This window comes from Atlantibacter sp., from assembly GCF_032062175.1.
In the GTDB taxonomy this organism is placed as follows: domain Bacteria; phylum Pseudomonadota; class Gammaproteobacteria; order Enterobacterales; family Enterobacteriaceae; genus Atlantibacter.
Window position 1 is genome coordinate 426,187 of sequence record NZ_DAMBQK010000001.1, and the last position, 26,460, is coordinate 452,646.

21 protein-coding genes are annotated in these 26,460 nt (G+C 53.8%); 13 read left to right on the plus strand and 8 right to left on the minus strand.

Annotation, left to right across the window (positions count from 1 at the left end):
- Window positions 1-260: 260 nt before the first annotated feature.
- The 3 genes from ldtD to RT120_RS01910 all read left to right on the plus strand — a co-directional run bounded on the left by ldtD (window position 261) and on the right by RT120_RS01910 (window position 3,504).
- Window positions 261-2,093, plus strand: coding sequence for a L,D-transpeptidase (gene ldtD / locus RT120_RS01900; RefSeq protein WP_312978708.1), 1,833 nt, complete (start codon window positions 261-263; stop codon window positions 2,091-2,093).
- Window positions 2,094-2,272: 179 nt separating this feature from the next.
- Window positions 2,273-2,821: a YcbK family protein gene (locus tag RT120_RS01905; protein WP_312978710.1), complete on the plus strand. Its 549-nt coding sequence runs from the start codon at window positions 2,273-2,275 to the stop codon at window positions 2,819-2,821.
- 35 nt (window positions 2,822-2,856) lie between these two features.
- Entirely contained in the window at window positions 2,857-3,504 is a 648-nt protein-coding gene (locus RT120_RS01910; RefSeq protein WP_312978712.1) for an MBL fold metallo-hydrolase, read from the plus strand.
- Window positions 3,505-3,548: 44 nt separating this feature from the next.
- On the opposite strand, the gene RT120_RS01915 is transcribed toward RT120_RS01910, so the two are convergent.
- The 4 genes from RT120_RS01915 to pncB all read right to left on the minus strand — a co-directional run bounded on the left by RT120_RS01915 (window position 3,549) and on the right by pncB (window position 9,376).
- Complete coding sequence (locus RT120_RS01915; RefSeq protein ID WP_312978715.1) at window positions 3,549-4,739, minus strand: amino acid aminotransferase; 1,191 nt, start codon at window positions 4,737-4,739, stop codon at window positions 3,549-3,551.
- A 184-nt stretch (window positions 4,740-4,923) separates the two neighbouring features.
- Window positions 4,924-6,021 (minus strand): porin, encoded by a 1,098-nt coding sequence (locus tag RT120_RS01920; protein ID WP_312978717.1) that lies wholly within the window; start codon window positions 6,019-6,021, stop codon window positions 4,924-4,926.
- Between the two features lie 581 nt (window positions 6,022-6,602).
- Window positions 6,603-8,003, minus strand: coding sequence for an asparagine--tRNA ligase (gene asnS, locus RT120_RS01925; protein ID WP_312978719.1), 1,401 nt, complete (start codon window positions 8,001-8,003; stop codon window positions 6,603-6,605).
- Window positions 8,004-8,173: 170 nt separating this feature from the next.
- Window positions 8,174-9,376, minus strand: coding sequence for a nicotinate phosphoribosyltransferase (pncB, locus tag RT120_RS01930; protein ID WP_312978721.1), 1,203 nt, complete (start codon window positions 9,374-9,376; stop codon window positions 8,174-8,176).
- Between pncB and RT120_RS01935 the strand changes: the two genes are divergently transcribed.
- Both RT120_RS01935 and pepN read left to right on the plus strand, forming a co-directional pair.
- Complete coding sequence (locus tag RT120_RS01935) at window positions 9,375-9,608, plus strand: hypothetical protein (RefSeq protein ID WP_312978723.1); 234 nt, start codon at window positions 9,375-9,377, stop codon at window positions 9,606-9,608. The genes pncB and RT120_RS01935 overlap by 2 nt on opposite strands.
- A 35-nt stretch (window positions 9,609-9,643) precedes the next feature.
- The gene (pepN, locus tag RT120_RS01940) at window positions 9,644-12,256 is read left to right on the plus strand and encodes an aminopeptidase N (protein ID WP_312978724.1); all 2,613 of its coding nucleotides are present in this window, start codon (window positions 9,644-9,646) and stop codon (window positions 12,254-12,256) included.
- A 37-nt stretch (window positions 12,257-12,293) separates the two neighbouring features.
- Here pepN and ssuE read toward each other — a convergent pair whose 3' ends face one another.
- Window positions 12,294-12,869 (minus strand): NADPH-dependent FMN reductase, encoded by a 576-nt coding sequence (ssuE, locus tag RT120_RS01945; RefSeq protein WP_183169082.1) that lies wholly within the window; start codon window positions 12,867-12,869, stop codon window positions 12,294-12,296.
- 236 nt (window positions 12,870-13,105) lie between these two features.
- Between ssuE and pyrD the strand changes: the two genes are divergently transcribed.
- Complete coding sequence (gene pyrD, locus RT120_RS01950) at window positions 13,106-14,116, plus strand: quinone-dependent dihydroorotate dehydrogenase (protein ID WP_312978725.1); 1,011 nt, start codon at window positions 13,106-13,108, stop codon at window positions 14,114-14,116.
- A gap of 162 nt (window positions 14,117-14,278) precedes the next feature.
- Entirely contained in the window at window positions 14,279-14,821 is a 543-nt protein-coding gene (locus RT120_RS01955; RefSeq protein WP_312978822.1) for a cell division protein ZapC, read from the plus strand.
- On the opposite strand, the gene RT120_RS01960 is transcribed toward RT120_RS01955, so the two are convergent.
- The gene (locus RT120_RS01960) at window positions 14,818-15,930 is read right to left on the minus strand and encodes a YcbX family protein (RefSeq protein WP_312978727.1); all 1,113 of its coding nucleotides are present in this window, start codon (window positions 15,928-15,930) and stop codon (window positions 14,818-14,820) included. The genes RT120_RS01955 and RT120_RS01960 overlap by 4 nt on opposite strands.
- Before the next feature lie 112 nt (window positions 15,931-16,042).
- Here RT120_RS01960 and rlmKL point away from each other — a divergent pair, with 112 nt between their 5' ends.
- The 6 genes from rlmKL to rmf all read left to right on the plus strand — a co-directional run bounded on the left by rlmKL (window position 16,043) and on the right by rmf (window position 23,971).
- Window positions 16,043-18,160, plus strand: a complete 2,118-nt coding sequence (gene rlmKL, locus RT120_RS01965) for a bifunctional 23S rRNA (guanine(2069)-N(7))-methyltransferase RlmK/23S rRNA (guanine(2445)-N(2))-methyltransferase RlmL (RefSeq protein WP_312978729.1) — start codon at window positions 16,043-16,045, stop codon at window positions 18,158-18,160.
- Window positions 18,161-18,166: 6 nt separating this feature from the next.
- Window positions 18,167-20,074, plus strand: a complete 1,908-nt coding sequence (locus tag RT120_RS01970; RefSeq protein ID WP_312978730.1) for an ABC transporter ATP-binding protein — start codon at window positions 18,167-18,169, stop codon at window positions 20,072-20,074.
- Window positions 20,075-20,090: 16 nt separating this feature from the next.
- Window positions 20,091-21,362, plus strand: coding sequence for a membrane integrity-associated transporter subunit PqiA (pqiA, locus tag RT120_RS01975; RefSeq protein WP_312978732.1), 1,272 nt, complete (start codon window positions 20,091-20,093; stop codon window positions 21,360-21,362).
- Entirely contained in the window at window positions 21,349-22,989 is a 1,641-nt protein-coding gene (pqiB, locus tag RT120_RS01980) for an intermembrane transport protein PqiB (RefSeq protein WP_312978734.1), read from the plus strand. Before pqiA ends, pqiB begins: the two co-directional genes overlap by 14 nt.
- Entirely contained in the window at window positions 22,986-23,549 is a 564-nt protein-coding gene (pqiC, locus tag RT120_RS01985; RefSeq protein WP_312978736.1) for a membrane integrity-associated transporter subunit PqiC, read from the plus strand. Before pqiB ends, pqiC begins: the two co-directional genes overlap by 4 nt.
- 254 nt (window positions 23,550-23,803) lie before the next feature.
- Entirely contained in the window at window positions 23,804-23,971 is a 168-nt protein-coding gene (gene rmf / locus RT120_RS01990) for a ribosome modulation factor (protein ID WP_002463017.1), read from the plus strand.
- Between the two features lie 64 nt (window positions 23,972-24,035).
- Here rmf and fabA read toward each other — a convergent pair whose 3' ends face one another.
- A complete protein-coding gene (fabA, locus tag RT120_RS01995; protein ID WP_183169073.1) occupies window positions 24,036-24,554 on the minus strand; it encodes a bifunctional 3-hydroxydecanoyl-ACP dehydratase/trans-2-decenoyl-ACP isomerase in 519 nt (172 codons plus the stop codon).
- Between the two features lie 68 nt (window positions 24,555-24,622).
- Window positions 24,623-26,383 (minus strand): Lon protease family protein, encoded by a 1,761-nt coding sequence (locus RT120_RS02000; RefSeq protein WP_312978738.1) that lies wholly within the window; start codon window positions 26,381-26,383, stop codon window positions 24,623-24,625.
- Window positions 26,384-26,460 lie beyond the last annotated feature (77 nt).

Sequence of the window (26,460 nt, forward strand, 5' to 3'; positions counted from 1 at the left end):
ATCAATGCGCCCGGACTGCAAATGTCCGGGCGTTCAATTCTGTAAAGCAATGCGAGCGTTTTTTCTGAACGCGCGTTGCGCAATCACTTGCCGACCCGCTTAGCACGTAAAATCGCAGTCTGCCGACTTTTTTTTCAGACTTTCTTTTCTTTAAACTTCTTTACATTTGGCAAGGCAAATGGTTTTTTCTCTTTATATACTGAAGGTAATCCTGAAGCCGAGCTTACGGGAATGATGTAAAAATGATAAGGAGGCAAGGGATGTTGCTTATAAAAGCTCAACGTTATCGGTGGTCCGCGATTCACTTATGCCTGGCGCTCAGTTTAGCGCCACTGACGAATGCGTTCGCCCAGGAACCCGATCTGGTGCCTTCCGATGGCTCGGCGGTGGTAATCGATCAGCCTGGCTCTATGCTGCAACTACAGGCACAATCTCCCGCGACGGCGCTGATGGCCGGGATCGGGCCGCAGGTCGATAGCGAACGTATCGCGCAGACCCGAACCACGCTTCAGTCCCAGCTTCCTCAGGGTTACGCCCCTGTCTATATAGACGCGCTGGCAGCGCTGTATACCGCGCGTGACGCTAAACCCATGTGGGAAAACCGCGAAGCGGTGCAGGCGTTCCAGCAGCAACTGGCCGAAGTGGCCATCGCCGGTTTCCAGCCGCAGTTCACTACCTGGGTCGAACTGTTGACCAACCCTGACGTTACCGGCATGGCGCGCGATGTGGTGCTGTCTGATGCCATGATGGGCTATCTCTATTACCTCTCCGGTATCCCGTTGAAAGGGAATCGCTGGCTGTACAGTGATAAGCCGTATAAAGCGGAAATCGCGCCGCTGTCGGTGGTGAACCAGTGGCAGGTGGCGTTGGACAATGGCTCGCTTATTGCTTTTGTGCAAAGCCTTGCGCCGCAGCACCCGCAGTATCAGGCGATGCATCAATTTCTGTTGAGTCTGGCGGCCGATTCGCGACCGTGGCCGCAACTGACTTCCACCGCCTCACTGCGCCCTGGGCAGTGGAGTAATGACATCGGCGCGCTGCGTGAAATTCTCCAGCGCAACGGTATGCTGGATAACGCACCCAATATCGTACTGCCGGGGGATCCGCCGTCTAAAAACGCCGTGGTCAGCCCTTCTGCAGCCGTGACTGAATCCGCGCCGATGCAGAAAAAAAACGCGGCGCGCGGCATCTATGACAAAACACTGGTTGAAGGCGTGAAACGCTTCCAGGCCTCGCAGGGTCTCGGCACCGATGGCGTGATTGGCCAGTCCACCCGTGACTTATTGAATATGTCACCCGATCAACGCGCCGCTGTGGTGGCGTTAAATATTCAACGCCTGCGCCTGCTGCCTCAGAAGCTCACGACCGGCATTATGGTGAATATCCCGGCCTATTCGCTGGTCTATTACCAGAACGGCAGCCAGGTGCTGGATTCCCGCGTCATCGTCGGGCGTCCCGATCGCAAGACACCGTTGATGAGCAGCGCGCTAAATAACGTGGTGGTGAACCCACCGTGGAACGTACCGCCGACGCTGGCCCGTAAGGATATCCTGCCGAAAGTGTGGAATGACCCGGGCTATCTTGAGCGTCATAACTATACGGTGCTGCGTGGCTGGAGTGGTAAAGCTGAGGTGATCGACCCCTGGAATGTGGACTGGGCAACCATTACCGCATCGAATTTACCGTTTCGCTTCCAGCAGGCACCTGGCGCGCATAACTCGCTGGGGCGGTATAAATTCAATATGCCGAGTTCGGATGCCATTTACCTGCATGACACGCCGAATCATAACCTGTTCCAGAAGGATGCGCGGGCGCTCAGCTCCGGGTGCGTACGCGTGAATAAAGCCTCGGAACTGGCGAATATGCTGTTGCAGGATGCGGGATGGAACGATACGCGAATTTCCGATGCGCTGAAGCAGGGCGATACCCGTTACGTGAATATTCCCCAGACCATTCCGGTGAATCTTTACTATATGACGGCGTTTGTCGGCGCAGATGGCAAACCACAATTCAGATCGGATATTTACAATTATGATTCCCCTGCGCGATCGGGCGCACAAATCTTGCCGAAAGCTGAACAATTAATCAGGTAACTACAGAATTTCTAACAAATAAGCTGTCGAACTATGGGAGCTAAAAACGGGCCTACTTCGCTGTAAGGCCCGTTTTTACTGGGTTTGAGAGCCTTGACGTGTCGCGGTTTGGCGGTTAAGGTGCCTTGCGTGCGCCAGAAGTGCATATAATCACAACACTGACTGTAGACCTGAACATCATGGATAAATTTGACGCTAACCGCCGCAAATTGCTGGCGCTTGGTGGCGTGACGCTCGGCGCCGCCATCCTGCCTGTACCGGCATTTGCTACGCTTTCCACGCCCCGTCCTCGTATTCTTACGCTGAATAATCTCAATACCGGAGAGAGCATTAAAGCGGAGTTTTTCGATGGCAAAGGCTATATTCAGGATGAATTAGCAAAACTTAACCATTTCTTCCGGGATTATCGCGCTAATAAAATCAAAAGCATCGATCCGAAACTGTTCGACCAGTTGTACCGTCTGCAAGGGTTATTGGGGACCCGTAAGCCGGTTCAGCTCATTTCAGGCTATCGTTCTCTCGATACCAACAATGAATTACGCGCCAGAAGCCGTGGTGTAGCCAAACAGAGCTATCACACCAAAGGCCAGGCTATGGATTTTCATATCGACGGCATTTCCCTGAGCAATATTCGCAAAGCCGCGTTGTCTCTGCGGGCAGGTGGTGTAGGATACTACCCGCGTAGTAACTTTGTGCATATTGATACCGGTCCACTCAGGCACTGGTAGAACGAATCCGGTCACTACCGGATAAAAGGAGCGGTATGAATTACCACATTATTCCGGTCACGGCGTTCTCACAGAACTGCTCATTAATCTGGTGTGAAGAAACGCGTCTGGCGGCCATTGTTGACCCCGGCGGTGACGCGCCGCGTATTCAACAGGCCGTGACGGCGCAGGGCGTGACCATTCAGTCAATCCTGCTGACCCACGGGCATCTCGATCATGTCGGCGCTGCGGCAGAGCTGGCGGCGCATTATGGCGTGCCGATTATCGGGCCTGAAAAAGAAGATGAATTCTGGCTGCAGGGATTACCGGCACAGAGCCAGATGTTCGGTCTGGAAGAGTGCCAGCCGCTGACGCCCGATCGCTGGTTAAACGAAGGCGACAGCGTGACCGTAGGTAACGTGGCATTACAGGTGCTTCATTGCCCCGGTCATACCCCTGGTCATATTGTTTTCTTTGACGAACGCGCACGGCTGTTAATTTCCGGCGATGTGATTTTTAAAGGCGGAGTGGGGCGCAGCGATTTCCCTCGCGGGAATCACGCCGACCTGATTGATTCCATCAAAAGCAAACTGTTGCCGCTTGGCGATGATGTGACCTTTATTCCCGGTCATGGCCCGCTGTCTACGCTGGGTAACGAACGGCTGCACAATCCTTTCCTGCAGGATGAAATGCCTGTCTGGTAATAAAAAGGGCCGTGAATGCGGCCCTTGTTGTTTATTCTCGCCGATTACAGCACAGCCACAATCGCCTCACACAGCGGTGCCATGTTATCCGGCGTCATGCCCGCGACGTTAACGCGGCCAGAAGCGACGGCGTAAACGCCAAATTCTTCACGCAGGCGCAGCACCTGTTCTTTGGTCAGGCCGCTGAACGAGAACATGCCGTTCTGCTGGATGATAAAGCTGAAATCACGGTTCGCGCCTTTCTCCTGCAACGTGCTCACAAACAGCAGGCGCATGCGCTGAATGCGTTGACGCATATCGGTCAGCTCTTGTTCCCAGAGAGTACGCAGCGCGTCATTGCTGAGAATAGTTGCTACCACGGACGCGCCGTGTGCCGGCGGGTTGGAATAGTTAGCGCGGATGCAGGATTTCATCTGGCTAAAGGCGCGATCGACGGTGTCTGCATCGCTGGCGACCAGCGTACAGGCGCCTACGCGTTCGTTGTACAGGCCGAAGTTTTTAGAGTAAGAACTGGCGACAATCAGCTCTTTATGGAGCGCGGCAAACGCGCGCAGGCCTTCTGCGTCTTCTTCAAGACCGCGGGCGAAGCCCTGGTAGGCGAAGTCGAACAGCGGCAACCAGCCTTTATCCAGAGAAAGCTGCGCCAGCTGTTGCCACTGTTCCAGCGTCGGATCGATACCGGTCGGGTTGTGGCAGCAGCCGTGGAACAACACCACATCGCCTGCCTGGGCATCCGCCAGGCTGCTCAACAAACCGTCGAAATCAAGAGTATGGTTTTGCGCGTCGTAATAGGCGTATTCACGCACTTCCAGACCGGCGGAGTTAAATACGCTCTTATGGTTCGGCCAGCTCGGGTTGCTCACCCAAACGCGTTTTACGTCAGTGTTTTTAGCGAGGAAATCTGCCGCCACGCGCAGTGCGCCGGTGCCGCCAGGGGTCTGGGCGGTGCGGGCGCGCTTATCAGCAATCAGCGCGTTGCCTTTACCAAACAGCAGTTCCTGGGTGCAACGGCCAAATTCAGGAATACCATCAATGCCCAGATAGTTTTTGGTGGTTTCGTTTTCCAGCAAATATTGTTCGGCTTTTTTCACGCTGGTGAGAACCGGGGTTTTACCGGTTTCATCTTTATAAACACCAATACCCAGGTTGATTTTAGTCGGACGTTCATCGGCGCGAAACAGGTCCGCCAGACCAAGAATCGGGTCGGCAGGGGCGGCAGTAATGTTCTCAAACATGACGAGGTTCCATTGTGATATCAGAAGGGAAATTCGCTATCAGGTTAACGGGTGTTTTACCAAATGCCAACCGTTTGCCAGCAAAAGATTGACCGTTCGATAAATCCGGTGTTTTTCTCTTTTGGGCATAAAAAAACAGGGCCGAAGCCCTGTTTTTGTCTTATCGATAACGAGGTTATATCGATTAGAACTGGTAAGTTACGCCCAGGGTAACCTGGTCGTCAACGCCAACCAGTGCGGTTGAAGCGTCGTCGCCGTCCAGCATGTTGATGCGGTAGTCAGCGTATACGTTGAAGTTCTTGTTGAAGTAGTAGTAAGTACCCACGGTGAAGTATTCAGCCAGGTCACGGTTGTAAGTAGAACCGGTAGCCGGATCAACCAGGTCTTTACCTTTGGTGTAAACGTAAGATACGGACGGACGCAGACCGAAGTCGAACTGGTACTGAGCTACAACTTCAACGTTCTGAGTTTTGTTAGCGATGTCGTAGGCAGAACGGCCGGTAGCAGTCTGGTTACGGGTTTCAGCATAGATTGCCGCCAGGTAGATGTTGTTGGCGTCGTACTTAGTACCAACAGACCATGCTTCAGCGCGCTCGCCGCGACCGTCAGCTTTCTGACCGCCAGCCGGGTTGGTGGTACGGTTAGAGTTGCTGTATGCACCGATTACGCTGAAGCCTTCAGCGAAGTTGTAACCCAGAGAGTAACCAACGCCGTCGCCGTTAGCCGCTTTCAGGTTGGTACGGTCGTTTTTACCCTGGTACTGGATACCAAAGTTCAGGCCATCAGCCAGACCGAAGAAATCGCTGTTACGGTAGGTCAGCAGGCCAGTAGAACGGTTGTTCATGTAGTTGTCAGTGCTGCCCGCCCAGGTTTCGCCAGAGAAGGACGGGGAAACGTCGGTGTAGGATTCTACGTCGTATACGATACCGTAGTTACGGCCGTAGTCCAGGGAGCCCGCGTCAGCAATTTTGATACCCGCGAATGCCAGACGAGTTACGTTGTCCTGGTTGCCTTCTTCTTTGCTGGCTTTAGCACGGTATTCCCACTGGCCGTAACCGGTCACTTGATCGGTAACCTGAGTTTCGCCTTTGAAGCCGATCTGAGCGTAAGAAGAGTCGCCGTTGGTGGTGTTGTCACCAGAAGTCACGAAACCGTGCTCACCAACTACTTTTCCGTACAGGTCCAGTTTGTTGCCGTTTTTGTTATAGATTTCTGCAGCGTTAGCTGCACCAGCTACCAGCAGAGCAGGGATAACCACTGCCAGAATATTGCGCTTCATCATTATTTATTACCCTCATTGGTTTTTTTTGAACACCTGCCACTGCCGTCAATAATTCTGTACGGAACTATTGATGAGAGTTTGGTGTCTTTCTGTGTCTGGAGGCATCTTTCCATTCATATTAAGGATTAGCTACAGTGAAAGTGCTACAAATATGCAAACACAGTAACAAAAAGCAATAATGTGTAACTAATTATGTATTTTTGGGAACTTTGTGAACCACATCAAAATAAATCACCCCGCTGAACAATATTAAACCGTTCCTAATCTATATATATGAAAACCTTATGTTTAATTCTGATAAACGGCTTTTCTGCCTCTTAACGACAATTATTCTCACTTTACAAAAAGGGTGATTCAGATGGCTGGATGTCTGTGTAATATTTAGCCAAATGTGCTATGCCTGCGGTTGAAAAATGACGCAAGAAAATAGGGGATATTTTTTAATGAAAATTATTTCGAGGTAATACCCGGTTACGTTAACCGTCGGAGAGAGAGGTTGAAGCGCACAAATGTTGAATTTATGTAGACAAAAATTGACACAACAGAACGTAAAAAAGCCGGGAAACCCGGCTTTTTTTGGATCAGAAACTGGCGTTGCGCGGTGTACGTGGGAAAGGGATCACGTCGCGAACGTTTTGAACGCCGGTTACATAAGCAATTAAACGCTCAAAACCGAGCCCAAAACCTGAGTGCGGTACAGTGCCGTAACGGCGCAGATCGCGATACCACCAGTAATCTTCTTTATTAAGGCCCATTTCTTCGAGACGCACATCAAGTACATCCAGACGCTCTTCACGCTGGGAGCCGCCAATGATTTCGCCGATGCCCGGCGCCAGTACGTCCATCGCCGCCACAGTTTTACCATCTTCGTTCTGTCGCATGTAAAACGCTTTAATATCTTTCGGATAGTTTTTGACAACAACCGGTGCCTTAAAGTGTTTTTCAGCTAAATAACGTTCATGTTCGGAGGCAAGATCGACACCCCAATAAACCGGGTTCTCGAACTTTTCGCCGCAGGTTTCGAGGATTTTCACCGCGTCGGTGTAATCCACCTGAGCGAAGTCAGCGGTAATGAAACGTTCCAGACGGCCAATCGCGTCTTTATCCACACGTTCAGCGAAGAACTTCATGTCGTCCAGACGTTCATCAAGCACCGCTTTGAACACGTATTTCAGCATGCCTTCGGCTAACGCAGCGACATCGTCCAGGGTAGCGAACGCCACTTCCGGTTCCAGCATCCAGAATTCCGCCAGGTGGCGGCTGGTGTTGGAGTTTTCAGCGCGGAAGGTCGGGCCGAAGGTGTAGATTTTGGACAGCGCGCAGGCGTAGGTTTCGCCGTTGAGCTGGCCGGAAACGGTCAGGAAAGCTTCTTTACCGAAGAAGTCTTTATCGAAATCGACTTTGCCCTGATCGTTACGCGGCAGATTTTCCATGTCCAGCGTGGACACGCGGAACATCTCACCTGCGCCTTCGGTATCAGAGGCGGTGATCAGCGGGGTGGAGACCCAGAAGAAGCCCTGCTCGTCAAAATAGCGATGCAGCGCTTGCGCCAGAGTGTGGCGAACGCGGGCCACCGCACCGATCATGTTAGTACGCGGACGCAGGTGCGCCACTTCGCGCAGGTACTCAATACTGTGGCGTTTGGCGGCCATCGGGTAAGTGTCTGGATCTTCAACCCAGCCGGTCACTTCCACATGGGTCGCCTGCAGTTCAAAACTCTGGCCCTGACCTGGAGATTCCACCACGGTGCCGGTCACAATTACCGAACAGCCGGTCGTCAGGCGCAGAACGTCATCATTGTAATTGGGCAGAGAATGATTAATGACAGCCTGTATAGGATCAAAGCAGGAACCGTCATAGACGGCGAGGAAGGAGATGCCAGCTTTTGAATCTCGACGGGTACGCACCCATCCGCGCACGGTGACTTCCTCGTCAACGGCAACGCGGCCCTGGAGTACGTCGGCTACAGGCACAACGCTCATAATTATCTCTCTGGTTAGTAGTCAATAACAAAAATCGCTTATCCACCCAATGGGGGAGGGTTATCTATGTTACCTGGCGGGCGCTGGCAGACAAGCAGAATTCGTGTCAGGAAATAAAGAAAACACAAAGTGATGGCGTTCAGGGAGGTGAAAACTCCCTGAACCGGGGGTTAGCTGGCTTTTTTGACCTGCGGTAAATCGAAGGCTTTACGCAGGGCGCGCACAAAGGCTTTATCGTGGCAGATGGTTTTACCGGGGCTGTCAGAGAGCTTGGCGACCGGTTTGCCGTTACATTCCACCAGTTTAATCACAATATTCAGCGGCTGTACGCCAGGAATATCGCAGGTCAGGCGGGTGCCAATGCCGAAACCGAGTTTGACGCGCGAGGCGAAATGACGGTAGAGATCAATCGCTTTATTGAGATCGAGATTATCGGAAAACACCAGGGTTTTGCTCAGCGGATCGATGTTCAGTTTTTCGTAATGGGCGATGGCTTTTTCGCCCCATTGAACCGGATCCCCGGAGTCGTGACGCAGGCCCTGGTAGCGGGTAGCGAATTCCGGGCCAAAGTCGCGCAAAAACGCGTCCATGGTAATGCAGTCCGTCAGGGCGATCCCGAGTTGGTCAGGATATTCATCAAGCCAGGCCTGAAGCGCGGCGCGCTGGCTGTTAGCCAGTACCGGGCTAATTTGCTGATGCGCCTGGAACCATTCATGCGCCTGAGTACCCATCGGCGTCAGGTTCAGGCGGCGGGCTAAATCGTAGTTGCTGGTGCCCACAAACCAGGATTCTTGCTGGAGGCGCTCGACAATAGCCTGCTGCACTTCGCGGGAAAAACGGCGGCGGGTGCCGAAATCCATAAGATAAAAACGGTCCAGCGGCAGGTCGGCAGTGACGCTGTTGAAGTCCGCCAGTTTGGTTTCGAGATGATCGAGGGCGTTATCGACGGTGATATCCGGGGTTCGATACCGATGCACCAGCTCGCTGATCACCGCCAGCAGCGGGACTTCCCACATAATCACTTCCAGCCACGGGCCGGAAAGACGGATATCCAGCTTGCCGTTATCGTTGACGATTTCCACCTGCGACGGGTCGTAGCGGAAATTTTTCAGCCAGGCCAGATAATCGCTTTTGAAGAATGGCAGTTTCGCGAGCCACGCATATTCATCTTCGCTCAGCGCCAGATGCTGCATCGCATCCACTTGTTCGCGAATGGATTGCGCATAAATACCTAACAAATCATCGCCGCGGCAGCGAAATTCTGCGGCGACATGCACGCCCTGATAATGATGGAACACGGCCTGCTGCATATGAAGCTTATAAGCATCGGTGTCCAACAACGAGTGCAAAATAGGGGAAGCATATTGTGTCATGGCGCGTTACTGGCATCCTCTAACAGGCGCGTTTCCTGGGATAGCGAAAGCAGATAAAGACGCAGGAGTATACCCTGATTATCCGTTTATTGAAGCAGGATCACAACATAACAAGCAGGGCGGGTCGAGCGCATTTTGTGCCGCATGTTATGCGAATGTAGTAAAAGGCGTTACACCGCCAGAAAAGATAAAGATTCTGCATGGCAACATTTTCGCAACGAGAATAGACTGAAGCACGATACTCTACGGACGATGGATAAGGTTTCTATGACTCAATTGCCACAAGCCAAATACCGCCACGATTATCGTGCGCCGGATTATTTCATCAGCGACATCGATTTAACCTTTGAGCTGGATGCGCAAAAAACGCGTGTTACGGCGATTAGCCAGGTGAATCGCCCGCAGGCGTCGGATGCGCCGCTGCGCCTCGATGGCGAATCCTTAACGCTTGTCTCTCTCGATGTGAATGATGAAGCGTGGCCCCATTATCGCTTAGAAGACAATGCCCTGATTATTGAGCAACTGCCCGCCCGCTTTACGCTGAAAATCGTCAATGAAATCAGCCCAGCGGCGAACACGGCGCTGGAAGGGTTGTATCAGTCTGGCGAAGCGCTGTGTACGCAATGCGAAGCCGAAGGCTTCCGGCATATTACCTGGTATCTGGATCGCCCGGACGTTCTGGCGCGCTTCACCACCAAAATCATTGCTGATAAAACCAAATATCCTTATCTGCTCTCCAATGGCAACCGCATAGCCCAGGGCGACCTGGAAAATGGTCGTCACTGGGTAGAGTGGCAGGACCCGTTCCCGAAGCCGTGCTACCTGTTTGCGCTGGTGGCGGGGGATTTCGACGTACTGCGCGATACCTTCACCACCCGCTCCGGGCGTGAAGTGGCACTGGAATTGTATGTCGATCGCGGCAACGTCGACCGCGCCTCCTGGGCGATGACCTCGCTGAAAAACTCCATGAAGTGGGATGAAACGCGCTTCGGCCTGGAGTATGACTTAGACATTTACATGATTGTCGCCGTTGATTTCTTCAACATGGGCGCGATGGAGAATAAAGGCCTCAACATTTTTAACTCCAAATTCGTGCTGGCGCGTGCGGAAACCGCGACCGATAAAGACTACCTCAATATTGAACGCGTGATTGGCCATGAATATTTCCATAACTGGACCGGCAACCGCGTCACCTGCCGCGACTGGTTCCAGCTCAGCCTGAAAGAGGGGCTGACCGTGTTCCGCGATCAGGAATTCAGCTCCGATTTGGGCTCGCGCGCGGTCAATCGCATCAGTAATGTGCGAACTATGCGCGCGATGCAGTTTGCGGAAGACGCCAGTCCGATGGCGCACCCGATCCGTCCGGATAAAGTTATTGAAATGAATAACTTCTATACCCTGACGGTGTATGAGAAAGGTTCTGAAGTGATCCGCATGTTGCACACTCTGCTGGGTGAAGAGAATTTCCAGAAGGGGATGCAACTCTATTTCGAGCGCCATGACGGCAGCGCCGCCACCTGCGATGACTTTGTGCAGGCGATGGAAGATGCGTCGAACGTTGATTTGTCCCATTTCCGCCGCTGGTACAGCCAGGCCGGTACGCCGGTCGTGAGCGTTCAGGACGACTATAACCCGGAAACCGAACAATATACCCTGACCATCAGTCAGCGAACGCCGGCTACCGCCGAGCAAACGGAGAAACATCCGCTACACATTCCGTTTGACATTGAGCTGTACGATAACGAAGGCAAGGTGATCCCGCTGCAATACAACGGACATCCGGTCCATCACGTGCTGAACCTGACCCAGGCAGAGCAGACCTTTGTGTTTGATAACGTTTATTTCCAGCCTGTGCCGTCGCTGCTGCGCGAATTCTCCGCGCCGGTGAAACTGGAATATAAGTGGAGCGATCAGCAACTGACGTTCCTGATGCGTCACGCCCGCAATGATTTCTCCCGCTGGGATGCGGCGCAAAGTTTGCTGGCGACGCATATTAAACTGAACGTGGTGCGCCAACAGCAGGGCCAGCCGCTGTCGCTGCCGCTGCACGTGGCGGATGCGTTCCGCGCGATCCTGCTGGATGAGCATATCGATCCGGCGCTGGCGGCGGAGATCCTCACGCTGCCTTCGCAAAATGAAATCGCGGAACTGTTTGAGATCATCGATCCGCTGGCGATTGCCGCTGTGCACGGTGCGCTAACCCGCACCCTGGCGACGGAACTGGCGGATGAGTTTTTAGCGGTTTACAACGCCAACAAACTCGACGGTTATCGTATCGAGCATGCCGACATCGGCAAACGCGCGCTGCGTAATACCTGCCTGCACTATCTGGCGTTTGGCGATGCCGAACTGGCCGATAAGCTGATTACCGCCCAGTATCACCATGCGGACAACATGACCGACGCGATTGCCGCGCTGTCGGCAGCGGTCGCGGCGCAGTTGCCGTGCCGTACGGCGCTGCTGGCGGAGTATGACGATAAGTGGCATCAGGATGGGCTGGTAATGGATAAATGGCTGATGCTACAGGCTATCAGCCCGGCGGAAAACGTCCTCGCCACGGTGCGTTCGCTGCTTACCCATCGTTCGTTCAGCATGAGCAACCCGAACCGTATCCGCGCGCTGATTGGGGCGTTTGCGATGAATAACCCGCTGGCGTTCCATGCAGCGGATGGCAGCGGCTATCAGTTTATGGTGGAAATGCTGACCGAACTGAACAGCCGCAACCCTCAGGTGGCGTCACGCCTGATCGAACCGCTGATTCGCCTTAAGCGCTACGATGAAAATCGTCAGCAGCTGATGCGCGCTGCGCTGGAGCAGCTCAAGGCGCTGCCGAATCTCTCCGGGGATTTGTTCGAGAAAATCACCAAAGCGCTTGCCTGATAACCAAACGCCCTTCCTGATGGAAGGGCGTTTTTCATTACGCCGACAGCGAGTTCTCCGGCCATTTTAACGCCAGATGGGACGTATCATGACGGTGTAACGCCTGCCAGAAGGTATCCAGCGCGTCGTCCAGCCGATGCTGCAAATTAGCGCTAAACACCGGCTTATGCTGATAATCCAGCACCTGACTGTCGTCAGCGTAGACGCCATGCAAAATCTCCTGCGCCTTGAGCGCGTTTAATACCGGCTTCAGGGCATAATCCACTGCCAGCAAATGCGCCACACTGCCGCCTGTTGCCAGCGGCAAAACGACTTTTTTCTCCAGTGCGCGTTCGGGTAATAAATCCAGCAGCGTTTTCAGCGCGCCTGCAAAAGATGCCTTATAAACTGGCGTCGCTACGATCAGCCCGTCAGCTTCTGCCAGTTGCGCGTTAAAGGTTTTCAGTGCCGGACTGTCGAAGCGCGCATAAATCAAATCTTCTGGCGCGAAGTTTTGCAAATGCCAGTGATAGACCTCCACATCCTGTGCGCTAAGCCGATCGCGGGCATATTCTAACAACGCGCTGGAGCGGGAGGGAAAGCGAGGGCTACCGGCCAGGGTGATAATGCGCATGACAGCTCCTTATAACTAATGGTTTTCAAGTTGGTAACATTAATAACATTTAGAGTCAGTGTCGCAGAGCCGCCGTCCTGGGCTAAGTGATTTTTCCGTCGGAGCAATGTCAAATTTCGCATAAATCATCGTAATGGCCGAAAACGATTGCTTTTTTGCCATAAGTCAATTCACTTTGCGAGCGCATTCACGGATAATAGCGCCCCGGTCTGCATACCGGGAATCCAGGAGAGTTCATGTACTACCCCTTCGTTCGTAAAGCCCTTTTTCAGCTCGATCCAGAGCGCGCTCATGAAATGACCTTCCAGCAATTGCGCCGCATTACCGGCACGCCGTTTGAGCGGCTGGTGCGCCAGCGCGTACCGGAAAAACCCGTTTCCTGCATGGGGCTGACATTTAAAAACCCGCTGGGCCTGGCGGCAGGGCTGGATAAAAACGGCGAATGCATCGACGCGCTGGGCGCGATGGGTTTTGGATCGATCGAGATCGGCACCGTGACACCGCGCCCACAGCCGGGTAACGATAAGCCGCGGATCTTCCGTTTGGTAGAAGCTGAAGGGTTGATCAACCGCATGGGCTTTAACAACCTGGGCGTCGACAGCCTGGTTGAGAACGTCAAGAAAGCGCATTTTGACGGCGTGCTGGGGATTAATATTGGCAAAAATAAAGACACGCCGGTGGAGCAGGGTAAAGATGACTATCTGATTTGTATGGATAAAGTGTATCCCTATGCCGGATATATTGCGATTAATATCTCCTCTCCAAATACCCCGGGTTTACGTTCGCTACAATATGGCGAAGCGCTGGACGATCTGTTAAGTGCGATAAAAAATAAGCAACAAGAACTGCAAAAACAGCACCATAAATATGTTCCTGTGGCAGTGAAGATCGCGCCGGATCTTTCTCTGGAAGAATTGATCCAGGTCGCCGACAGTTTAGTTCGCCATAATATTGATGGGGTTATCGCCACCAATACCACCCTCGACCGTTCGCTGGTTGAAGGTATGAAATACTGTAATGAAATGGGGGGCTTAAGTGGCCGTCCATTACAATTAAAAAGCACCGAAATTATTCGCCTGTTATCTCAGGAATTAAATGGCCGACTGCCGATTATTGGCGTTGGCGGCATTGATTCGCTGATGGCGGCGCGCGAGAAGATGGCGGCAGGCGCAACGCTGATTCAGATTTATTCCGGCTTTATTTTTAAAGGCCCGCCGCTGATTAAAGAAATCGTAACCCATATCTAAGCTTTTTGACTTACAGACAACCAGGGCTTTATTTTGAGCCCTGGTTGTTTTATATTCGGGCGCAGTTGCTAATTTAGACATTTTAGTCTTTTCTTTATTAGGATTTTAAACGAAGCGGCAAAAAGGATGATATTTCGTCGCTGGCAGATGTGGGGAAAAATGATGCGCATTAAACCGGACGATAACTGGCATTGGTATTTTGATGACGAGCACGACAGAATGATGCTCGACCTGGCTAATGGCATGCTATTCCGATCGCGCTTCGCCCGCAAAATGCTCACCCCTGATGCTTTTTCCTCCAGCGGTTTTTGCGTTGATGACGCTGCGCTGTATTTCAACTTCGAAGAAAAATGCCGCGATTTGCAATTATCTAAAGATCAGCGTGCTGAGCTGGTATTGAATGCGCTGGTGGCGATTCGCTTCCTGAAACCGCAAATGCCGAAAAGCTGGCATTTCCTTTCCCATGATGATTACTGGCAGCCGGTTTGCGGCGACCCCGCGTGCGTGTATTTGAGTGATACCCAGGAGAGCGTCAGCCTGCTGGTGGTGGAGCCGGGCGACAATGCGGCGCTGTGCCTGTTGGCGCAACCCGGTTTAACGCTCGCCGGGCGCACGATGCAGTTGGGTGATGCAATTAAAATCATGAACGACAGGCTAAGACCGCAGCCAGTGGCGCAAAGCCTTAGCCTCGACCAGGCCGTTTAACTTTCCAGGGTAACGGCCCCAACCGGAATACAGCTACAGCACAGTATGGTGCCATCGTCGCCCACTGCACTTTGTTTCAGCGCTTTCACTTCCCCGTCGACTAACCGAATCCGACAGCTTCCGCAGATGCCTGCCCGGCACGAGTAAGGAACGCGAATGCCCTGTTGCTCAAGCTGCTCCAGCAGGATTTGCTGATTATTGCCTTTGAATGTCGCGCCTTGCCAGGTGATAGCCACCGCGCTTTGCGGTGCGGTTTCTACTTCAATCGACTGAGCGACTTCACCCCGACCGTAGACGCGCGGCGGTTTGGTTTTCAGAATGTCCACTTCATCGCCAACGTGAATAATGCCGCTTTCCCGGGCGATGAGATTCTGGCCGAAATCCACATCGCCGGAATCATCTTGTGCGGTACGGAACGACTGCAACGTCGCCAGCGGTTCGCCGGAAGGGTGCTTCATGCCGCGCTCCGGGCTGACGGTAGTGAAAATACAGCGGCTACAGGGCTTGGCAACATCAAAGGTCACGCCGCCAATGCGAATCACATCCCAGGTGTCTTCTTCCCAGGCCTGCGCGCCGGATACCACGATATTTGGTCTGAACTGGGTCATTTTGACGCTGGCCGGGCAGCGCTGTTGCAGATCGCGCAGCGAGGCTTCATTAGCCAACAGATACGGATAGCTGTCCGCGAAGGAGAGCGGCACCGCTTCATGGCGCTTCACCCGGCGCGTCAGTTCCGGCCCCACCCAGCGCAGTTGCACCTCGCGGGAAAAGAAACCGCTCAGCCACTGGTTAATTGCCTGCGGGGCGACCAGCGCGGTGAAGTGATTGCCCCAAACTTCCGTCGGTTGCGCAGCGGCGGCAAAGTCGCTGTAACGCACCACGGCGCTGCTGCCATCCGGCGCGCGCAGATGTAAACCATCATGCATAATCGCCGGGGTAAACAGCACCATTTGGGGATACTGGCGCGCGGTAATAAAGGTGCCGTCAGTTTCTGTCACCATGAAAATGCGATCAAACGCCAGCCCGCTTAAACTTACCTGTGCATGAGAGAGTTGAGTACCGCGCATGGATTTGACCGGATGAATTGCAAGACGAGATAAAAAGACCACTGCGCACTCCCAGGAAAGTAAAAGAAGGTGAAGAAATAGAAGGGCAACTTTATGACATGCGGGGCGGATTGGCTATAATGCGCAACAATTTTCTTAAGTGATAAGTGACGATATGAATGCTTTATTTGCCAGTACGGCGCGCGGCCTTGAAGAACTGTTAAAAACCGAACTGGAAAATTTGGGTGCGCAAAACGCTCAGGTGGTCCAGGGCGGCGTACATTTTGAAGGCGACGCGCATCTGCTCTATTCGAGCCTGATGTGGAGCCGCCTGGCATCACGCATTCTGCTGCCGCTTAGCGAATGCAAAGTCTACAGCGATTTGGATCTGTATCTTGGCGTGCAGGCGATCGACTGGACCGCGATGTTTGCGCCTGGGGCGACGTTCGCCGTCCATTTCAGTGGCTTAAACGACACTATCCGTAACAGCCAGTACGGCGCACTGAAGGTTAAAGACGCGATTGTCGACGCCTTTACCCGGAAAAATCTGCCGCGTCCGAATGTCGATAAAGAACAGCCGGACCTGCGCATTAACGTCTGGTTAAATAAAGAGACCGCCAGCATTGCCCTCGATCTCAGCGGCGACGGCCTGCATCAGCGCGGCTACCGCGACGCAACCGGCCAGGCACCGATCAAAGAGACCCTGGCGGCGGCTATCGTGCAGCGCTCCGGCTGGCAGCCGGGTACCCCGCTTATCGATCCGATGTGCGGCTCCGGCACGCTGTTAATTGAAGCGGCGATGATCGCCACCGATCGCGCGCCGGGCCTGCACCGCACCCGCTGGGGCTTTAGCGGCTGGGCGAAGCATGACGACGAGATCTGGAAAAGCGTGAAAACCGACGCCCAGGTGCGGGCCCGCCGTGGGCTGGGCGAATACGAGTCGCGTTTTTACGGCTCTGATAACGATTCACGTGTCATCGAACGGGCGCGCAGCAACGCCCGTCGCGCCGGCCTGGCCGACATTATCTCTTTTAGCGTCAGCGACGTAGCGCAACTGACCAACCCGTTGCCGAAAGGCCCGTTTGGTACCGTCATCAGCAACCCGCCGTACGGCGAGCGCCTGGAAAGTGAACCGGCGTTGATCGCTCTGCACAGCCTGCTGGGCCGCGCCATGAAGCAGCAGTTTGGCGGCTGGAATTTATCGCTGTTCAGCGCCTCGCCGGAATTGCTGAGCTGCCTGCAACTGCGCGCCGATCGCCAGTTCAAAGCCAAAAACGGTCCACTGGACTGCGTTCAGAAAAACTATCATTTAGCTGCGGGCAGTAGTGAAGGCGGACAGGGGCGCATCGCGGAAGACTACGCCAACCGCTTACGCAAGAATCTCAAAAAGCTGGATAAGTGGGCGAAACAGGAAGGGGTTGAATGCTACCGCCTCTATGATGCCGACCTGCCGGATTATAACGTGGCGGTGGACCGTTACGCCGACTGGGTGGTGATTCAGGAATACGCGCCGCCGAAAACCGTCGATACCAATAAGGCACGCCAGCGTCTGTTTGATGTCATCGCCGCGACGATCCAGGTGCTGGAAATCGCCCCGAATAAGCTGGTGCTGAAAACCCGCGAGCGCCAGAAGGGCACCAGTCAGTATCAGAAAGTCGCGCAGAAAGAAGAATTTATGGAAGTGCGCGAGTACAACGCGCGGTTCTGGGTCAACCTGACCGATTACCTGGATACGGGTCTGTTCCTCGATCACCGCATCGCGCGCCGGATGCTGGGCCAGATGAGCAAAGGCAAAGATTTCCTTAACCTGTTTGCCTACACCGGCAGCGCCAGCGTTCACGCCGGGCTGGGCGGCGCGAAAAGCACCACCACGGTAGATATGTCGCGTACCTATCTGGAGTGGGCGGAACGTAACCTGCGCCTGAACGGCTTAACGGGGCGCAACCATCGCCTGATCCAGGCCGATTGCCTGGGCTGGCTGGCTGAATCTACCGAGCGTTTTGACCTGATCTTTATCGATCCGCCGACGTTCTCCAACTCAAAACGGATGGAAGCCTCGTTTGATGTTCAGCGCGATCACCTGACGTTAATGAAGGATCTCAAGCGCCTGCTGAACCCTGGCGGCACCATTATGTTCTCCAATAACAAACGCGGCTTCAAAATGGATCTGCCTGCCCTGGCGGAACTGGGCCTGAAGGCGCAGGAAATTACCGAGAAAACGCTGTCGCAAGATTTTGCCCGTAACCGCCAGATCCATAACTGCTGGCTGGTTACTCACGAGACCGGGAAATAATTATTTATGTCATTAATCAGTATGCATGGCGCGTGGCTGTCTTACAGCGACGCACCGCTTCTTGATAACGCCGAACTGCACATCGAAGACAACGAACGCGTTTGTCTGGTGGGGCGTAACGGGGCTGGTAAATCGACCCTGATGAAGATCCTCAACCGCGAAGTGGGCCTGGATGATGGACGGCTGATTTTCGAGCAGGATTTAGTGGTGGCGCGTCTGCAACAGGACCCACCGCGCAACGTCACCGGTAGCGTGTATGATTTCGTTGCCGAGGGCATCGAAGAACAGGCGGAATACCTCAAGCGCTACCATGATGTTTCCCATCTGGTGATGCAGGACCCGAGCGATAAAAATCTGGCCGAGCTGGCGCGGGTGCAGGAGCTTCTCGATCATCATGGCCTGTGGCAGCTTGAGAACCGGATTTCTGAAGTGCTGATGCAGCTTGGATTGAACGCCGATATGGAACTGGCGGCGCTGTCTGGCGGCTGGCTGCGTAAAGCCGCGCTGGGCCGGGCGCTGGTCAGTGGGCCGCGCGTACTGCTGCTTGATGAACCGACCAACCACCTGGATATCGAAACCATCGACTGGCTGGAAGGGTTTTTAAAAACCTTCCAGGGCTGCATTATTTTCATCTCCCATGACCGTTCTTTTATCCGCAATATGGCGACGCGCATTGTCGATCTCGATCGCGGCAAGCTGGTCTCTTATCCGGGTGACTACGATCAATATCTGGTGGCGAAAGAAGAAGCGCTGCGCGTCGAAGAGCTGCAAAACGCCGAATTCGATAAGAAACTGGCTCAGGAAGAAGTGTGGATCCGCCAGGGCATCAAGGCCCGGCGCACCCGTAATGAAGGCCGCGTCCGGGCGTTGAAAAGCCTGCGCCGTGAACGCAGCGAGCGCCGCGAAGTCATGGGCAGCGCCAAAATGCAGGTGGAAGAAGCGACCCGCTCCGGCAAGATCGTGTTTGAGCTTGAGGATGTGAATTATGGCATCGAGGGCAAAACCCTGGTGCGTGATTTCAGCGCCCAGGTACAACGCGGCGATAAAATTGCGCTGGTGGGCCCGAACGGCTGCGGCAAAACCACGTTACTGAAACTGATGCTCGGTCAACTTAATGCCGACAGCGGTCGCGTTCACGTCGGCACCAAACTGGAAATCGCCTATTTCGACCAGCACCGCGCTGAGCTGGATCCTGAGCGTACCGTGATGGATAACCTCGCGGAAGGGAAACAGGAAGTCATGGTTAACGGCAAGCCGCGTCATGTACTGGGTTACTTACAGGACTTTTTATTCCACCCTAAACGCGCCATGACGCCGGTACGCGCACTCTCCGGCGGGGAACGCAACCGCCTGCTGCTGGCACGTCTTTTTCTGAAACCCAGCAACCTGTTGATTCTCGATGAACCGACTAACGATCTGGATGTAGAAACCCTGGAGCTGCTGGAAGAGTTGATCGACGGCTATCAGGGAACCGTGCTGCTGGTGAGCCACGACCGTGAGTTCGTCGACAATACCGTGACCGAATGCTGGATCTTCGAAGGCGAAGGGCGCATCGGGCAGTATGTCGGCGGCTATCACGATGCGCGCGGACAGCAGGCTTCCTCGGCGATTGCACGTGCGGCGGTAGCGAAGAAAGAGCCCGAAGTGGCGGTTGCGAAAGCAGAAACTGTCAAACGAGCCAGCGGCAAACTAAGCTATAACATGCAGCGCGAATTAGAGCAGATGCCGCAGCGCATGGAAGCCCTGGAAGCCGCGCTGGAAGCCCTGCAATCGCAGGTCAGTGATGCATCCTTCTTTAATCAACCTCATGACGTCACGCAAAGCGTGCTGGAAAAACTGGCGAGCGCAGAGCAGGAGCTTGAGGCGGCTTTCGAACGTTGGGAATACCTTGAATCGTTAAAAAACGGTGGATAGCCATAGGGAGGGCGGCATGTGTGAACAGCACCATGCAGCGAAACATATTCTGTGTTCGCAGTGCGACATGCTGGTGTTACTGCCAAAGCTGGAAGAGGGCCACAAAGCCAACTGCCCACGCTGCGGCACGACATTAACAACACAGTGGGCCGCGCCGCGCCAGCGGCCTACCGCCTATGCGCTGGCGGCGCTGTTTATGCTGCTACTGGCCAACCTTTTTCCCTTCGTGAATATGAAGGTGGCGGGCATTACCAGCAAGGTCACGCTGCTGGAAATCCCCGGCGTGATGTTTTCGGAAGATTATGCCAGCCTGGGCTCGCTTTTTATGCTGTTCGTCCAGCTGGTGCCCGCGTTTTGCCTGGTGACGATCCTGCTGCTGGTCAACCGTGTCGCCCTGCCGGGCAGCCTGAAGCGGGCGATGGCCCGCATTCTGTTTAATCTCAAAACCTGGGGAATGGCGGAGATTTTCCTCGCCGGGGTATTAGTGAGTTTCGTAAAACTGATGGCCTATGGCGATATCGGCGTTGGCAGCAGTTTTATTCCCTGGTGTCTGTTTTGCGTGTTGCAACTGCGTGCTTTTCAATGCGTGGATCGCCGCTGGCTATGGGATGATTTAGCACCGATGCCGGTACTTGCCACGCCGTTGCGCGTCGGCGTGCCGGGAATACGCCAGGGCCTACGTTCATGCCGCTGTTGTACCGCTATTCTCCCCGCTGATAACACCCGCTGCCCGCGCTGCGAAACGCATGGCCATGTGCGGCGCAAGAACAGCCTGCAATGGACGCTGGCGCTGTTATTCACCGCCATCATTCTTTATCTTCCCGCCAATATTTTGCCGATCATGATCACCGACCTGCTTGGCGACAAGATGCCGTCGACCATTCTTGCCGGGGTTATTTTGCTCTGGAGCGAGGGCTCCTATCCGGTGGCGCTGGTCATTTTCATCGCCAGTATTCTGGTCCCGACGTTAAAAATGATCGCCATTGCCTGGCTGTGCTGGGATGCCAAAGGGCACGGGCAGCGTGACAGCGAACGTATGCACCTGATTTATGAAGTGGTGGAGTTTGTTGGGCGCTGGTCAATGATTGATGTGTTTGTTATTGCCGTACTCTCTGCGCTGGTGCGTATGGGCGCCTTAATGAGCATTTATCCCGCTATCGGCGCAGTGATGTTTGCGCTGGTGGTCATTATTACAATGTTCGCTGCGATGACCTTTGACCCGCGTTTGTCCTGGGATCGCGAGCCTGAAATGAGCCATAAGGAGTCATCAGAACATGGAAAAACCTAACGGGGAAGCGCAGGTGCGCAAGGTCAGGAACTGGTCGCCGGTCTGGATATTCCCTATCGTCACGGCGCTGATCGGTGCATGGATCCTTTTTTACCATTACAGCCACCAGGGACCGGAAGTCACGTTAATCACCACCAACGCTGAAGGTATTGAAGGTGGCAAAACCACCATTAAGAGCCGCAGTGTGGACGTGGGCGTCATTGAAAGCGCGGTACTCTCCGACGACCTTTTGCACGTCGAGATCAAAGCGCGTTTAAATGCCGGGATGGAAAAGCTGTTGCATCAGGATTCCGTATTCTGGGTCGTCAAACCGCAAATCGGCAGAGAAGGGGTGAGCGGGCTCAACACGTTGTTCTCCGGTGCCTATATTGAACTCAAGCCGGGGACCAAAGGCTCGGTTCCAGATCAATACCAATTGCTGGATGCGCCACCGCTGGCACCGCCTGATGCGAAAGGGATCCGTGTGGTGCTCGACAGTAATAAAGCGGGCCAACTGTCGCCGGGCGATCCGGTACTGTTTCGCGGCTACCGCGTTGGATCGGTGGAAACCAGCACCTTTGACACCCAAAAGCGCACCATCAGCTATCAGCTTTTTGTGAATGCGCCCTATGACAGACTGGTAACCAGCAATGTTCGCTTCTGGAAAGACAGCGGGATCGCTGTTGATCTGACCTCGGCGGGTATGCGTGTGGAAATGGGCTCGTTAACCACGCTGTTCAGCGGCGGCGTGAGTTTCGATATTCCCGACGGCTGGGAGCTGGGGCAACCCATCACCGAAAAAACAGCATTTAAGTTGTATGACGATCAAAAAAGTATTCAGGACTCGTTGTACACCAAACATATTGATTACCTGGTCTTTTTTAACGACTCGATTCGTGGGCTGCAGCCTGGCGCGCCGGTTGAATTTCGGGGGATCCGCCTCGGTACCGTGGCGCAGACGCCGTACTTTGTACCAGGGCTGCGTCAGGCTCTGAGTACCGATTACCGTATTCCGGTACTGATTCGTATTGAACCTGAACGTCTGGAAAACCAGCTAGGCGAAAGCCCGGAGATCGGCGCGCATTTGCAGGATCTGGTGTCGCGCGGTTTACGCGCCTCGCTGAAGACCGGCAACCTGGTGACCGGCGCGCTGTATATGGATCTTGATTTCTATCCGAAAGCGCCGGCGATGTCGGGGATGCGCAGCTTCGGCGGCTACTCGATCATTCCATCCGTCAGCGGCGGCCTGGCGCAAATCCAGCAGCGCCTGCTGGAAACGCTTGATAAGATCAACAACTTGCCGCTTAACCCGATGATTCAACAGGCAACGAATACATTGAATGAAAGCCAGCGCACCATGCAGCGCCTGCAGCAGACGTTGAATAATTTGAACCAACTGACGGCCAGCAAATCGATGCAGCAGTTACCTGCGGATATGCAGGGCACACTGCGCGAACTGAACCGCAGTATGCAGGGTTTCCAGCCGGGCTCAGCGGCCTACAACAAGATGGTGGCAGATATGCAGCGCCTCGATCAGGTATTGCGTGAACTCCAGCCGGTGTTGCGCACCCTGAACGATAAGAGCAACGCGCTGGTGTTTGAAGCGAAGGATAAAAAAGATCCACAGCCGAAGAGGGCGAAAGAATGAGAAAGTGGCTTCCGGTACTGATTGCGGCGCTGCTTAGCGCCTGCAGCAGCAGCGACGACGGAAAAACGTACTATCAGCTCCCCGCCGGGCCGCAGGCTCAAAGCCAGACTACCAGCCAGGGCCGGCAGCTTCTGTGGGTGGAGCAGGTCACCATTCCAGATTATCTGGCTGGCAACGGTGTGGTTTATCAAACCACCGATGTGCAGTTCAACATCGCCAACAGCAACCTGTGGGCCAGCCCGTTGGATCAGCAACTGCGCAATACGCTGGTGGCGAATTTAAGCAGCCAGTTGCCGGGGTGGGTGGTTTCCTCGACGCCGCTGGGCAGCGAGCAGCAAGTACTTAATGTTAACGTCACCGGATTTCATGGCCGTTACGATGGACGAGTGATAGTGAGCGGCGAGTGGTTGCTCAATAATCAGGGCGAACTGGTAAAACGACCATTTAACATTGTGTTGACGCAACAGCAGGACGGCTATGACGCGATGGTGAAAACCCTCGGCCAGGCCTGGCAGCAGGAAGCACAGAGTATAGCGACAGAAATTAAACGACTTCGTTAAAATTTTTTGTGTAAATTTTAGCCGCTGTAAGTCCGTACAGGCTTGCAGCGGCTTTTCTTTTGATACCAACAAGATAAAAAACCCACGTAAATCAATTTGTAATTTTTTGCCTTCGTATAGGTCACAAATATGACATTGGCGTGAATTTTGCGCGTTGACGTGATGGGAGATTCGCGTTATTGCTTAGTCGTGATTGTGCATTTGCTAATCACTGTTTTCATTTCCAGCAGAAACAAAGATGAGGGAAACGAGGCATGAAGAGACAAAAACGAGATCGCCTGGAACGGGCACATCAACGCGGTTATCAAGCAGGCATGACCGGACGACCAAAAGAAATGTGTCCCTATCAGGCTGTTAATCAGAGATCTTATTGGCTTGGAGGCTGGCGAGAAGCCATGGACGTCAAAGTGTTAATCGCATAACACTGTCTCTTTAGACATAGAAACCTCCGCAGCGCGGAGGTTTCGCCTTACAGGAGCCTGATTTTTAGAAAGTAGACGTATCCTGGAACAGGCCCACTTTCAGATCGTTGGCGGTATAGATTACCCGACCATCAACCAGTACTTCACCATCGGCCAGACCCATAATCAAACGGCGATTTACCACACGTTTAAAGTGGATGCGGTAGGTCACTTTTTTCGCCGTCGGCAGAACCTGACCGGTAAATTTCACTTCACCTACGCCCAGTGCGCGGCCTTTGCCTTCGCCACCCAGCCAGCCTAAGTAGAACCCAACCAGCTGCCACATGGCATCAAGGCCCAGACAGCCTGGCATTACCGGGTCGCCAATGAAATGGCAACCGAAGAACCACAGGTCTGGATTGATATCCAGCTCCGCTTCGACATAGCCTTTATCGAAATTGCCGCCGGTCTCGGTCATTTTGACGACGCGGTCCATCATCAACATGTTGGGTGCCGGTAACTGCGGGCCCTTAGCGCCAAACAGTTCACCACGGCTGGAGGCAAGAAGGTCTTCTTTCGTATAGGATTCGCGTTTATCTACCATGTTCTCAGTAAGCCTTATTTTATTGAAGCACGCAGGTTAGCTAACACGTGTACGCTGAACAAGTCCGATCAGTTGTGGTTGAACCAGTTAAGCCAGCCTAATGGCCAGGGATAACGGTTTCTTCCTTCTTGCTGAGTCGCTTGCGCAATGCGTTCCTGGATTGTTTGAATCAGTGTTGTTTGCCCTTCAGCGTCCCACGGCAAGCCGGTGAGCAGCGGTAAGGCATCCATCACATCATCTACGGCCCAGATGAAGAATTGCTCATTTTCTACCGCGTCCAGTAACGGTTGCGACAGTGAAAGATGACGCACGTTAGCCGATGGAATAATAACGCCCTGGTTACCGGTTAATTCCCGGCTCTGGCAAATCTCAAAAAATCCTTCGATTTTTTCGTTAAGCCCGCCAACGGGTTGCGCCCGGCCAAACTGGTCGACCGAGCCGGTAATGGCAATATTCTGGTGTACCGGTACATCCGCCAGTGCGCTGATTAACGCACAAAGCTCGGCCATGGATGCGCTGTCGCCATCGACTTCGCTGTAAGATTGCTCGAAGGTTAATGAGGCTGAGAAGGGGATTTGCTGCTCAAGCTGCAATTCCGACATCAAAAAAGCCTGCATAATCATCATGCCTTTGGCATGGATATTCCCGCCCAGCTCGGCTTTACGCTCGATATCAATGAACTCGCCATCACCAATATGCACCACGCAGCTAATGCGCGAAGGTTCGCCGAACGCGCGTGGATGACCGGGAAATTCGATCACCGACAGAGCGTTAATCTGGCCGACGCGGTCGCCTTCGGTTTCTACCAGGATTTGGTCGAGCAGGATCTCATCCTGCATCCGTTCCGCGAGGAAGCCTTCACGCCATGCCCGTTGTTCAAGCATAGATGCAAGTTGTTCGGCGTTAAACGTTTCACCCTCGCATAACGATGAAACTTCGCGCAGCTGGCGTAGGATCCAGGAGGGATAAAGCGGCAGCGTTTCCTGATCCTGAGTATAACGGGTCGCTTCGCGGATCAGGATCGGCCAGGCGCTGGCGTCAGGCGCGGGCAATTCATGGGTTGCAGCAATGTGTAAAACCCATTGCTGCCACAGGCTCATCGCTTCTTCATCTGCGACCTGAAGGTTATCTTCAAACTCGCTATAAATGGCCAGTGAACTCAGCTCCGGCTCCATCTCCTGGAAATCGGCCAGCGATTCGCGATCGCCCACCAGCACGACCTTCAACTGAAGCGGCAAAGACGGCACCGAAACCGGCAACGGGCGGGTTTCATCCTGTGAGAACCAGTCGAAGCGGTTACGCTCGACCATATGCTTTAAACGCAGCCACAGTAGCGGCTGGGAAAGCAGTGCACGCAGGGAAAGGATCAGCACACCGCCATTAGCTTGATGAATGAGACCGGGCTGTAAAGTGACCTTCTCGCCAGGCTGGCGCACACAGCCGAAGAGTTGCTCCGTCTCGACCCAGTCGGCAGAGACAATCTCGCCTGCACTGGTAAAGGGATCCTCAGTGCTGATGGCAGGGTGCAGCGTAACCGTATTATTCTCAATGGAATATCGGCCACCAAATAACTGGTCAGTTGCGGGGCTGTTTTCCTGCAAGTAGTCAGCGACGGTATCGAGATAATCTTTTTCTTCCGGCGCTCTGACGAGCATAAACGCGGAAGAAGAATAAGGGTGGATCAACTGTTCAAGGCCAAAGCATAAACGGGGCTGGATGGCTTGAATGTCGAGCGGTGAATCAGGGTCCGTTTTTGGCTGCGTAAACAGTTCAAGGTACCGATCGGTGTCGGTGACCAGAGCACGCCATGAAAGTTTATTAATGGTCAAAGTCGCTTTTTTAAGGTAGAGGTTAAAGGCGCGATTATAGCGTAATGGCAACAAGGACACACCCGTAATCAAGCAAT